This window comes from uncultured Nostoc sp., assembly GCF_964245445.1.
Classification (GTDB): Bacteria; Cyanobacteriota; Cyanobacteriia; order Cyanobacteriales; family Nostocaceae; genus Nostoc.
Map to the genome: position 1 here is coordinate 1 of NZ_CAXTNE010000025.1, position 12,823 is coordinate 12,823.

Annotated in this window: 9 protein-coding genes; 2 read left to right on the forward strand and 7 right to left on the reverse strand. The window is 37.3% G+C overall.

Going from position 1 to position 12,823, the window contains the following annotated elements; all coding sequences use genetic code 11:
• The first annotated feature begins 231 nt into the window (after positions 1 to 231).
• Together ACFE90_RS06750 and ACFE90_RS06755 are read left to right on the forward strand one after the other, a co-directional pair.
• Positions 232 to 870 (forward strand): peroxiredoxin, encoded by a 639-nt coding sequence (locus tag ACFE90_RS06750; RefSeq protein ID WP_375498929.1) that lies wholly within the window; start codon positions 232 to 234, stop codon positions 868 to 870.
• Between the two features lie 115 nt (positions 871 to 985).
• Positions 986 to 1,570 carry a Uma2 family endonuclease gene (locus ACFE90_RS06755; RefSeq protein ID WP_375498931.1) on the forward strand — a complete coding sequence of 195 codons (585 nt, stop codon included), beginning with the start codon at positions 986 to 988 and terminating at the stop codon, positions 1,568 to 1,570.
• Positions 1,571 to 1,869: 299 nt separating this feature from the next.
• On the opposite strand, the gene ACFE90_RS06760 is transcribed toward ACFE90_RS06755, so the two are convergent.
• The 7 genes from ACFE90_RS06760 to ACFE90_RS06790 form a co-directional block, all read right to left on the reverse strand.
• Positions 1,870 to 2,952 carry an acyltransferase family protein gene (locus tag ACFE90_RS06760; protein ID WP_375498933.1) on the reverse strand — a complete coding sequence of 361 codons (1,083 nt, stop codon included), beginning with the start codon at positions 2,950 to 2,952 and terminating at the stop codon, positions 1,870 to 1,872.
• 28 nt (positions 2,953 to 2,980) lie between these two features.
• Entirely contained in the window at positions 2,981 to 4,093 is a 1,113-nt protein-coding gene (locus ACFE90_RS06765; RefSeq protein ID WP_375498935.1) for a hypothetical protein, read from the reverse strand.
• A gap of 45 nt (positions 4,094 to 4,138) precedes the next feature.
• The gene (locus ACFE90_RS06770) at positions 4,139 to 5,107 is read right to left on the reverse strand and encodes a lysylphosphatidylglycerol synthase transmembrane domain-containing protein (protein WP_375498937.1); all 969 of its coding nucleotides are present in this window, start codon (positions 5,105 to 5,107) and stop codon (positions 4,139 to 4,141) included.
• Between the two features lie 59 nt (positions 5,108 to 5,166).
• A complete protein-coding gene (locus tag ACFE90_RS06775) occupies positions 5,167 to 8,442 on the reverse strand; it encodes a glycosyltransferase family 39 protein (RefSeq protein ID WP_375498939.1) in 3,276 nt (1,091 codons plus the stop codon).
• A gap of 35 nt (positions 8,443 to 8,477) precedes the next feature.
• The gene (locus ACFE90_RS06780) at positions 8,478 to 9,851 is read right to left on the reverse strand and encodes a tetratricopeptide repeat protein (protein ID WP_375498941.1); all 1,374 of its coding nucleotides are present in this window, start codon (positions 9,849 to 9,851) and stop codon (positions 8,478 to 8,480) included.
• Between the two features lie 3 nt (positions 9,852 to 9,854).
• Positions 9,855 to 11,381, reverse strand: coding sequence for an efflux RND transporter periplasmic adaptor subunit (locus tag ACFE90_RS06785; RefSeq protein WP_375498943.1), 1,527 nt, complete (start codon positions 11,379 to 11,381; stop codon positions 9,855 to 9,857).
• Positions 11,382 to 11,527: 146 nt separating this feature from the next.
• Entirely contained in the window at positions 11,528 to 12,754 is a 1,227-nt protein-coding gene (locus ACFE90_RS06790) for a glycosyltransferase family 4 protein (protein ID WP_375498945.1), read from the reverse strand.
• Positions 12,755 to 12,823 lie beyond the last annotated feature (69 nt).

Sequence of the window (12,823 nt, forward strand, 5' to 3'; positions counted from 1 at the left end):
GGGGAGTGGGGAATGGGGAAGGAAAAAGTTTTCTAAATATCTAATATGCGATTTCCAATATCCAATCTTTAGTCTTTTTTACTAATTTTTACCTCCCCCATCCCTGTATGCGAGAGTGCTGACAACTTAAAATTTTGTTTCAAACCGCTAAAGTCCGATTGGGGAATAGGGGTTTTATGTCATGATGGCAAAGTAGAACACGTATGATCTTCTAACTACAGGGAATCTCTCATGGCTCTCCGTCTAGGTGACACAGTACCCAACTTTACGCAAGCCTCAACACACGGCAACATCGATTTTTACCAATGGGCAGGTGACAGCTGGGTTGTGCTGTTTTCTCACCCTGCTGATTTTACACCTGTTTGCACAACAGAACTTGGCACAGTTGCCAAGCTAAAACCAGAATTTGACAAGCGCAATGTCAAAGCGATCGCACTCAGCGTTGATGACGTAGAATCTCACAAAGGCTGGGTGGGAGACATTGAAGAAACTCAAAGCACCACCCTCAACTACCCAATTTTGGCGGATGCAGATCGCAAAGTTTCTGAGCTTTACGACATGATCCACCCCAATGCTAATGCGGCTGTGACAGTGCGATCGGTTTTCGTGATTGATCCCAATAAGAAACTCCGTCTCTCTTTTACCTATCCTCCCAGCACGGGACGCAACTTTGATGAACTGTTGCGGGTAATTGATTCTCTGCAATTGACTGATAATTACAGCGTGGCGACACCAGCTGACTGGAAAGATGGAGAGGATGTTGTAATTGTCCCCTCACTGAAAGATCCAGAAGTACTTAAAGAGAAATTCCCCAAAGGTTATGAGGAAATTAAACCCTATCTGCGGCTAACTCCTCAGCCTAACAAGTAAATCTGAAAATGATTTCGGATAAAAAACAAAGACGCAAAGTTATATCTTTGCGTCTTTGTTTTTTGCGTGAGAATATAGTCAGTGAGCTAGGCATCCGAACCTTGAGGATATCCCGATGTTTTCATCCCCTTTGGTTTTGCAAATTCCGTCATCAATGCAAATGACAGAGGAACAATTTTTTGAATTCTGTCAAGTGAATCGTGATTTACGCATTGAGCTAAATAAATTTGGAGAATTGATAATTATACCTCCTACTGGTTCAGAGACAGGAAACCGAGTAGGTAATATCTCAGGACAGCTATGGGTTTGGTCAGAACAAGATAGTACAGGTATAACTTTTAGCTCTAGTACCGGATTTAAGTTATCAACAGGTGCAGAACGCTCTCCAGATGCTTCCTGGATTAAACTAGAACGGTGGAATTCTCTGTCTCCAGAACAGCAGCAAAAATTTGCTCCTATTTGTCCAGATTTTGTAGTCGAACTCAAATCTTCTAGTGACAACCTCCAGACTTTAAAGGAAAAAATGGAGGAATATATGAACGAACCAGAGATACAGTTAGGCTGGTTGATTGACCGTAAACAGCATAAAGTCTATATTTATCATCCTGGATTGCAAGAGGAATGTTTAGATAATCCTGCGACTGTTAGCGGCGAATTGGTATTGCCTGGGTTTATTTTAAATATGAGTAAAGTTTGGTAGGTAAAGTTCTATAAAGCAATTTAACTATTCACAAGCAGCGAGGTTAAAAATGTTGACTAGTATTGAAGGAACATATCGTAATGGTTGAGTGGAACTCACTGAACAACCCATTGATGTAGATGAAGGAACGCGAGTAATTGTAACTTTTATCAGGTCAAATGAGATTGGCCTAGCTTCTTAAGGCATTAACGAAGCGCAGGCTGAGATTTTGCGATCAAGGATAATCCCAAATGTGTAAAAACATAAATTGTCATTGTGAGCATAACGTAGTGAAGCAAAGCAATCGCATTTGTGTATAATTAACGAACACAAGCTCCAAGCCCTATACGTTCGCACAGCATTGAGAGTCCTAGAGAAAGTATTAAGAGTACATTCCAGCTAATTAACTTAATTGCTAATATTTCAAGAAACGTAAAGTTTATTCCTACAAATAAATGAGTACCTAGCTGCAAAAAAATAAGGCTGAGGATACCATTAATACAAAAAATGCCAAGACTATATTTTGATAATAGTTTGACAGTTATCCTTATAAATAAAGGTATTTGATTTTCTTCAATAGAAGAAAAGCATACAAACATAACTATTGCACTCAATATACAAGAAAACATTGCATACTCAAAAGGAATAACCTGTCTATCAGTAACCGTATCCAAATAGTTATATTCACCAATCATAATTAAGGTGGTAGATATAAGCATAAATATTTTTAATAGTGCAGGTATATAATTAGATAATTTTACAACTTTAAACCAGTTTTTATAAAAACAAGCACCTAATGACATATACACAAACCAGTAAGCAAAAAAAGGACGACCTATACTTCGTAAAAATATAATTATATCTGTACCAAATACTCCTAAGTTGGATAAATAAATTAAAGCTAAAACAATTACTTGAAAGATTAATACTATAAAAAATTTTTGAAGTTTCCCAAATTGGCGATTTAAAATAATAAATATAGGTAAAAACTGCAACATTACCAAAAGGTAATAATAACCAGGAAATATTTTGCCCCGTAAAACAAGTATAAGAAGAGATTCAGTTTGATTTGCTTTACCTAACAATCTTAAAGCCACAGCTAAACCACCCCAAAATAATGTAGGGATTAGCAAGCGAGTAAAGCGTTTTTTTAATACAGGATAGAAAGATGCAATAGAGTTTTTTTCTAAGCTACGCTCGAGCAGTAGAAAAGAGATTGTGAAAAATACTGGTACACAAAATCTTAAGGGCGCAAATAGTATATCCATCAAGTATGAAGCTGATGAATAAGTGGACTCAGGAACAAAAACACTGTGGTAAGAAACAACTGCTGTAATGCTTATTGCTTTGAGCACATCAACCGAGAAAAGTCTGTCTATTTTTAGATTGGCATTTTGTGACACATCTAAATCCTTTAATGTATAGTCAAATTTACGGTATTTTATAGTAAAATTTTGTTAATTTACGGGCACTTTCTTCCCACTTTTGATTACCTGTAACAGATGCCCAGTAAGCAAAAGCACGAATTTGTGATCCAGGCCCTACTTTTTTATATCGGGAACCATCCCTGATTTTTTCTCGTCCACCTGTGCGGGTATTCCCCTTGGTGCTAATTTCGCCAGAAGGCAAAATTCGTGTTTGTTCCCAGGAGAGTGATTTGTCAATCATCTGTGCTACTTTGGGAGTTAAGGAATCATTAGGGAAGTATGTTACCCAACGTTCGGCATACATGATACCTACTGTTTGGTAACTGCTGTCATGACCACCTTTTTCTGGATTCACACCATCTGGACGTTGCAAGGATAAACCGTCTTTAACCGACTTACGACTGTATTTAATCAATTCTTCATCGCCAGTCAGTTTACCCGTAAGCCCTAAAGCTGCTGCAACTAAATAACGACGATGGCTGTAGGGTTTGTTCCGTCTGATTCCTTTTTTCCAGACATTAGGCAAAATCATCCATCTCGCAGCACGATGCACCAAAGGTTTATATTTGGCTACTTGGTTAGCATACTTTTCTGAATATGGAGATTGTTGTATTACTAAAAGGCTATGAGCAACAGATTCTACAAAGAAGGATGTACTGTGAAAACGATCTCCGGTCATAAAGAAACTGCCATCATCAACTTGGTGGGCAAATCCCCAGTCAAACATCTTAAATCCCGCTTCAATGGCTTGTGGATCATTGTTAATCAACCCACTAATGATTAAGTCTTCCCCATATCGCTGCTCTTCAATATACCAATGTCTAGCCTGATTACTTATCCAAAGGATATTTGCACCATTAGCACCATTGGGCATCATTGATTTCTGCAAACCTGACAAACGTCGGTAGAGAACATTGGCAATTAAATCAGTTGATTCATGCTCAAAATCTGTTTTTTGGGATAATTGAAGCTGAGATGGGTTACTTTGCTTTGTCCTTAAACCTACTTCAAACTGCCTATTAGAATAATTACTATGTTGTTTAGCAAAAACCATAGTAGTTTTAATAGTTGGCAACAATAAAAAAACTAACAAAGCTGCTAAATATTGCTTTTTCACCGTTTTATTTATCCTTGCTGATATCAAAGTTTTTATCCTGCTACATCATTCCATTTTGCCTTGCCTTGCTAATTGGAATCCTGCTGAATCCAAAAGCAAAATAAAAGCTCCTGGCAAGCTCAACAGCCAGCTTAAGGCTGTAATTGTTAGGGATAATAGCAGAGCCTGTTCTGTAGTTAAGCCAATACGATTGAACAAGTAAATCCATAAACCCTCTTTTAAACCTAGCCCTCCTAAAGATATAGGCAGCAAGGTAACTACTACGATAATAGGAATAAATACTAAAAGTTGTAAATAAGAAATAGGAATTTTTAATTGTTGCGCCACAAGGTAGTGATAATAAACTATAGCCAATTGGAGTAACATTGATAACCCCATTGATACAGCTAAGGCTGTACGATCCTGAGCGAATTTTCGCAACAGAATTTGAATTTTAGCAAAACGAGCAGCTACTTTGCCGAGGCGAAACTTTTCTAGCCAAGGTTCTGCCAATATTAGTAGTTTGGGACTTGATATGAGTAAGACTGCTCCTACTAAAGCACCTACACAAGCAAGAAATAACAAAATAATATCCCAGCGTCCTATTAATCTAAAAGCGGGAGGCAAACCAATTAAAGCCAAAGCAGATAAAGCTGCCAGTCCAGTAAATCTTTCTAAGAATACAGATACAAGTGCAACTTCTGAATCCTTCGTTACTTGAGCAACTCTATAAACACGATATACATCTCCCCCAAGAGCGCCTGGCAAAAAAATATTGAGAAACATTCCTGCAAAATAGCTGTTCAGCAAACTGCTCATTGGTGCTGAATGACAGCTCGAATTGAGAACAACCTGCCAGCGCCAGCAACTCAACAATTGGCAACCAGTGTAATAGATCAAAGCTAAGATGATAAAGGGTAAAGATAAATTTTTAAACTGAGTCCAAGCTTGACTAAAGTTTATGCGAGTAAATACAAAAGCAAGTAAACTAATACTTATGCTTGTTTTTATGAATGTACTTGGTTGTATTTTCATGTATTTTTAGAGTTGATATCTATATTTACTTAGTTAATAACTATAGTTAAAAAGCATAATTAATAAGCTCCAAAATCCTTACCTTTATTGGGTATATACTTTGGTAAACCATCTTCCGGTTGCCAAAGTCGTAAACGAGTTCCAAAAGTTTCAAAAACAGGTTTACCTAAATTTTTAATATATTCACGTAGCTCAGGTGTTACTCTAGAATTTCTAACATCATCTAAATTAATCCATACTCGCTTTGACTTTTCAAGAATATGGTTTAATTGGTCTACATTATTAAGAACAACACCACCACCCCAACGATCAATTAATCTGCCATTATGCCAATATACGGCATCAAAATTCTCACGTTCTATAGGATTGAATAAATAGTAATCTAATTTTCCTAAACTAATAGGTGTAAAAGAAGACATAGGTGATATGACTACATCTTCCGCTTTCCTATGAGTTTTTACATAAGTCAATAGCTCATTATTTCGTCTAACTAAAGACTCTTGATAACTAGCTAAAACTCTAATAGGTTGTGTATTACATACAATTACTATAATAAGACTACCTAAAGCGAATGATTTTAAAGAAGGTAAATCATGTGTTAATAAATTTATTTTTTCTACTAAAGACTCAATGAGAGATATAGCACTATAGATAGACAGCAAAATTATTAATGGATAAAGACCATATACATAGCGTTCCGCAAGATTATAAGTCAATAAGGTAATTAACAATAAATTAATAAATACAGTAAAAAATAAAAATACTAAACTTGTATTTTGACATTTTACAAAGTAGAAAAAACCCATTAAAAAGAATAAACCTAAGACTATATGTGTTCTATCCGCACCAATCAATAACATAGCAAACAAGTTTGTAACATCATAAAAATGAAGTCGCAGATAAGAAGCTGTTGAATCAGATAATGCAGCTAGAGGAGTTATATTTCGTATAGCAACAACAGCCAAATTATAAATAAAAATGACTATAGTCATTATGCTACCTACAACAATTGGCCAGTCATTGCGTAGGCTAAATGGACGATAAAAGTAAACAAAACCAATAAAGAATACTGGTAGAACCGTTAAATTAATCTCTTGAGTCAGCAAACTCAAAGTTAAAGATACAAAAAAGATGTATTGATAATACCTTCCTGATTTTTCAACAAATCCCTTTAAAAATGCCCATAAACTAAGAATAGTTAGAAATTGGAGAATTTGGTAATAACGGATAAAACGAGAATACCAAAGCTCGCAAGGTTCTATAGCCAAAACGAATGTTACTAGTAAAGCAATCCAAACTTTACCAGTAACTTTACGAGCCAAGAGATAAACTAAAATTAAGGTTGCTGTACCCCAAATTACAGATAGCAAACGAGCATTAACTATAGAATCTCCCACTACCCGTAACCAAAGAGCGAGTAGATATTGATAAAAAGGACCGCGAGTGTACCAAATACCAGAAGTAGCTATGGGTGCGCCTGTACGAAGAATACCTCTACTGGCATCCAAAGAAGTATTTTCATCGGAATCTAAGTCAATAAAACCAAGGTTATAAACCCTTAGCCCAAACCCTACACTGACGATGAGGATGAGAAATATCCACTCGCCCCAGATAGGCCATCTCTGCTGTATAAGATTAAATTTATCTTGCAATACTGGGATTGGTGATTGTTCCCGTCTCTGCATCCAAACGAAAATGTAGACAAGAATCGCTGCTACAAACGCTAAACTAAAGACAAAGAAGACATTTCCACCCGATGCCAAACTGAAACTAACACAAGCTACTAAACCTAGTGAGAACCAAATAAAAGATAGAGGTAATTTATTAATTTTTCTATCGACGCGAATGTAAATTAATGTCAATACAATTATGGCTGTAAAACCAAACAATATTACATAGTTGCTTTGCGGTTGGGCAAATAGTAAACCAACTTCTGCTTCTGCAAAACGGTGTTTTAGTAAACCAATAGCCGCTAAAAATAAAGTATTTGGTGAAAGTATTGCAGATCCTGCAACAAAGTTATCCCACCAACGATTCCCATATCCCAGCCATAAACCTAAAAGTGAAGCATAAATTATCGCAAAGACAACTCCTCCCATTAACCATAGACTTTGATGCCATAAATAATTAGGGTAATTGAGCAGATAGGCATTACCTTCAAAGTTGCGTTGGAAACCTTCTACTTTAGGTTTACCTAAAAGACTTACAGGTTTATCCTCACCTGTACCTTCTGTCCATCTAAATACAGGTTGATTTAAACCTGTCCAGGTATTATCAGTAGCAATTTCTCCAATAATTTCACCTGTTGCTGTTTCTGCCCATCCATCTAGAAAGAAATTAAGAATACTATTAGGGTTATTAGAGTTAGTCCGTGTTAAGACTGTATTTAGTGGGCTAATTAAGCTTACAGCTAATGTATTATTTCCAGGTTTTAGAAACCTTGTAATTTCTAAAAGATGCAGTTGGTTGCTATTTTCGTTTCTGTAAATATTAATAAGATTGCCGTTGATTAACAGAGAATATGCACCTTGCCCAGCAAATCGAATGTAGGCACGAGAAATCCGATCTGTTGGTATTTGCCAACTACCTCTGAGCCATACTTGCCCTTGAGAACTTAGATTTCCTGCAATCCAATTCCCTTGTAGAGGGCGGTCAAACAAATTTTTACTTAAGCGACTGTAAGTTGCTTCTCGAACTGAACCCAGTACCTTAGCTTCTGGCCAATTTTCATCTAAAAAATCTACGTCAAACCATTGGAGAGATTGACGAGTTTCTGACAGATTAGAAACTCTCCAGGTAGTTTCTCCGGTTGATAAACTAATCGGTGTAGCATCATCTGTAGGATAAACAGCCCCCTCAACAACTACACGAGGATTAGTTTGTCCTTTTTGAATTTCTAACCCAATAACATTTTTTCCTGGGCTTAAATGACGAGTTATGTCTACATAAGCTGTTAATTTCCAGTCATTGGAACTAGCTAGTAAATAATTGGATGATGTTTTAGTTACGTAGCTATTACTATCATTAATATTTTGAAAAGGTAGTCTTAGACCTGCACCTAGACCACGAGAACTATTGGTAACATTGTTTTCTCTTGCTACCTGCCTTCCATTCACATACAGGGTAAAATCATTATCAGCACTTATTCGTAGCCAGCCTACTTTTGCATTATCAGGTAAATTAAAGGTATTACGTATATAAAAACGGTAAGTAGGTGTTTGAGGGGCAATCCATTGGGTTTGTTGTGACCAATTTACGCGCTCTACAGAAGTAGGTATTTTCTCCCAAATAGAAAACATCAAACTTCCCAGTAATAATCCTAAAGCTAATATCAACCCTAATGGCAACCAACGCTCTGAACGTTCCATTATTATTCCTCTACTCCTGATTCATCCCAAGCCTTGGTGTCAACCGATTGACGGTATTTTTCCCAGGTTTTACTAATATTGCCTTTGTTATATTCATCCCAAGTTAGATGGACATAGGCTTGTCCCATTAAACCAATCCCTGGTTCTTGAAAGTACTTCTGCCCATCTATGATTTGTTTAGCAACTTCAGCCGATTTCTGAAATTCTCCATTAACAACCCTGGCTAGCATCAGGTCATATAAAGCCTCAACATGACCCGGAAATATGCTGAATGCTTTTTCAAAAATATCTGATGCTGTGCCAGCATTCCTAGTATTAGGCTCGTTAAAATAATTGATTCCTCGATTTAGAAGTGCTGCAACCAAATACCCTCTTACTAAAAAGCGATTAGGCTGTCTCTCTAAAGATTTTTGAAAATAGTTCTCTGCTTCTAAAAAATTACTATCTTTATAATTTTCTAGACCCTGAATGAAATTAACTAATCCTGGTTCGGCGGCATCTGTATATAACTCTGCTCTGGCCAGGCGCTCTAAAAATTCTTCATCTCCCTGCAAAGGTGGATACAATCTTGTTAAAACTTGACTGGTGTTTACTACTTGAGAATATTCACCTTTAGCAAACTGCACATTTAATTGATAATTAACAATATTAAAATAAATGTGAGAGCCTAAAATAGTAGAAAATAATAGTAAGCTCATAGGCACTAATATTTTCATATCTTTAGTTAGAGAATTGATTCCCTGCTGTTCCCAGGCTAGATAAAGACTCATTAGGCAAATCAGTATTCCAATGAGGCTGAAGCTCCAACCTTGTCCAATAAAAGCAAAAAAACTATTTTTATAGCCAAATCCTTCAAGGATAACTTTATCCCATGATGGTAGTTGAAAAAATCGGCTATCTTCAATTTCCATGCCAAAAGTAGAAACAGGAACATCTGGATTATCTAAAACTATATTCTGTTTCCATTGCGCCTGAACTTCTGAAAAACTTTTATCTACATGAGATGATACTTTTTCTCCTCGGTTATAGGATTCTGCTGCAATAAAAGATATAGTAGGTGACCAAGTTGTAATGAAATAGGGAAAAAGTAATATTGGTATTAATGCACCCCAAAAAACTAAGCGTGGAGCTTGTCGAACATGAAATACAAAAGTGTAAATAAAACCAGCGATCGCACACAAAGCTAATGGCACTCTCACAGTATTTGCCCAAAATAGATTTGTACCGAATGCTTCTAGGGTTTCTGGAGGTAACCGATACCAAGGATAGATGGCTCCTAATAATAGTAAAATAGAGCCAATTAACAGAGTAATCCTTTCTCGATTAAACCAATTAGTAAAGGCAAAAAATCTGTAAGTCCAATAACTTTGATTCATCTGTTAATTTCTCTCTGCGATTGGCAATGATGCAGATTTGGTGTCTAGGCGATCGCCTGTATTTAGAGCTAAGGGAGATAACACTACTTCTTCTCCTGACTTTAAGCCTGCCAGCATTTCACGCTGATTATCAAATGTTCTTCCTAGCTTGACTTTTTTCACAACAGCTTTGCCTGCTTCGGCAACCATCACCATACCTTCACCAGCAGATAAATGAGTAACAGAACTTTCTGGAATCATTAAAGCTGTTCTAGTTTGATCGGTAAACTGAACATAACCTTGCAAACCCGGAGGCATTTGCAAATTATCAACGGTAACCCAAACAGAATAGGTAAACTGTCGGTCAATACCGACTTTACTGGGCTTATTGGTATTAGTTTGTACGGTTGGATTAAGCTGAATGACTCTTCCTTCAAAAGTACGTCCAGGGTATGCCACTAACCGGACTACAGCGTTATTACCCACTTTCACAGCGTTAAGCCTAGCTTGATCAATGTAAGCCTTAAATACAACATTCTGAGTTAAGGTTACTAACGAGTTCCGATCTCGTGCATCCGCTATTTCACCAGCATTTATATTTACCGAACTCACTAAACCATCGGTGCTGGCATATATAACTGTTCTACTTAAATTTCTCAGAGCCTCTTGCAGTTCTATTCTCCTGTTGTCAACTGTCAGGTGAGCATTTTTTACATCTTTATCTAGTGTCTGCTGGGCTAATGACAGAGCTTGCTGAGAAGAAATGAAGTCGTTTTGGCGAGCAATGTAGAAATCTTGGTTGGTAAATTGCTGGCTTTGGGTACTAATAATTCCCTGTTGAGCAGCTGCTAGTTCTCTTTTGCGCGTTGCATAGATATCTTGCATATCATAGAGTTGAAACTTCGATATTGCTCCTTGATCTGCTAAAACTTTAATTTGTTTTAGTTTCTCTTCAGCAGTCGCTACCCTTACCTGAGCAGCCTGAACATTGGTGTTTAATTCTTGATCTGCAAGTTTGTCAATTGTTCTTAGTCTAGTTTTAGCTGAATAAAACCTGTCTTGAGCAGACTTAACATCCTCTTTCAAGTCTGATAACTTTTCTGATACTGAGTTTTGCACGGCTGCGAGGTTCTTTTCCGCAATAGCGAGGTTATTGCGAGCCGTATTTACTCCATTTACAAAGGGAGCTTTTTGTAACTGGAGCAGAGGTTGGCCTCGGCGCACCCATTGCCCTTCCTCAACAAAAAGTTTTTCTACAGGCCCCGATACTAAAGAACGAACATTCACCTCCTCCATACCAACAGATTCACCAGGAGCAGCTAGATTATCCTCTAAAGCTTTTGACGTTACTAACGCAGTTTCTACTTGGATAGGTTTGCCAGCCATACGTTGTAAAGCTGGATAACCAAAACCTGAAGAGTAAAATCTAGATGCTGGGTCTTTGAGAGCAGGAAAAAGTACAGTAAAGCTTAAAATCCCCATTAAACCTAAAGGAGCTACTACGCAAGTAGTGAGAATCCCACGAGTTAAAATCAGACGTTGTTGTATCATGGTATACAAAAGACTAGAGCTAATTCAAAAATGTTATTCAAGTCTGGGTTTACTTACGTACCTTTGTAAAGGCTATATAAATACTTCCCTAAATGGACAACAAACTAACATTCCTCATAAAAATCACAATTAATCGCAAATTTTTACTAAGCAATAGTTCCAGTAGCTTTTCCGGGTACAGTGTTATTCAATGCGTTTGCGAATACTTGCTGCCACATAGGTGTAATGTGATGCCAGTTAAAACGAACTTGTATATCTGCTAAACCTTGTTGACCCATTTTTTGGGCTTTAGTGGGATTCGATAACAAAGTCAAGATTGCTTGTGCTAAAGCTTCTGGGTCTTTTTCCGGTACTAATAATCCTGTAATTCCAGAATGGATGACATCGACAATTCCCCCTACAGCACTGGCAATCACAGGCTTTTGGTGGGCTAAAGCTTCTATCATTACTATTCCTAAGCCTTCAGTATCGCCTTTGCTATCCACAATTGCTGGTAGTACAAATATGTCACACCCAGCGTATTCATCAGCTAATTCTTCTTTAGTGACAAAGCCAAGGAAATCTACTACATCATTTAGACCTATTGCATCACACTGTGATTTAATCTCATCTTCGAGAATTCCCTTGCCTACAATGCGTAAGCGTACAGGATATTTCGCTAGAACTGAAGGTAGAGCTGCCAATAAATATCGCAAACCTTTACGTTCATCTAACCTACCAACAAACAGAAGCGATCGCACTTCCTCTGGGAAACGTTTTTTAGGTGGCTTTGGCTTTATAGTCATACCGTAAGCGATAACGGTAACAGGCCCGTCATAAATTTTACGGATTAACTCACTAGTAAAAGAAGAATTGGCTGTCACACCTTTAGCAAGAGGCAGTAACCAACGGAGGATATATGTCACGAAACTGAACTTATTAGCTAACATGAGTTCGGCTCCGTGGAAACTAAACACCATCGGAATACCCAATAATATACTCGCAGGTAAAGCAATTAACCCGTGAGGAAAGGGCCAATGAATCTGGAGTAAATTTGGCTTTTCCTTGCAGCATACCCAAAACAATTGCAACATACCAAACAAGATATAAAAAGCAGCAGCTATCAAATAAAGAGGCTGTCTTTGCAACTTGGTAGGAGCACCATCTCTTGCCAAATTTTCAAAACGTTTTGGGCAGTAGCGAAAGCGATATACTTTTACTCCATCTAATACGTGGCTTTTAGAACCTTCGTAGGCAGGAGCAAATACTGTAAACTTAGCCCCTGTTGCTTGCAAGCGTAAAATTGCCTCACGTACAAAAGCACCATGATTGCCGTCAGCAGTCATAGGATATACAGAAGTGACAACAAGAATGTGTTTACCTTCAATATTCATAGATGTGAAAAAATTACTACATTAGGATAAAAATGAAACCCAGGAGAATATGACTAATTCTCTCTGGGT

Excerpts from the sequence above, each read along its gene's own strand:
- ACFE90_RS06755 (WP_375498931.1), top strand. The coding sequence starts at position 986 with ATGTTTTCATCCCCTTTGGTTTTGCAAATTCCGTCATCAATGCAAATG.
- ACFE90_RS06770 (WP_375498937.1), bottom strand. The coding sequence starts at position 5,107 with ATGAAAATACAACCAAGTACATTCATAAAAACAAGCATAAGTATTAGT.
- ACFE90_RS06780 (WP_375498941.1), bottom strand. The coding sequence starts at position 9,851 with ATGAATCAAAGTTATTGGACTTACAGATTTTTTGCCTTTACTAATTGG.
- ACFE90_RS06790 (WP_375498945.1), bottom strand. The coding sequence starts at position 12,754 with ATGAATATTGAAGGTAAACACATTCTTGTTGTCACTTCTGTATATCCT.
- ACFE90_RS06750 (WP_375498929.1), top strand. The coding sequence starts at position 232 with ATGGCTCTCCGTCTAGGTGACACAGTACCCAACTTTACGCAAGCCTCA.
- ACFE90_RS06785 (WP_375498943.1), bottom strand. The coding sequence starts at position 11,381 with ATGATACAACAACGTCTGATTTTAACTCGTGGGATTCTCACTACTTGC.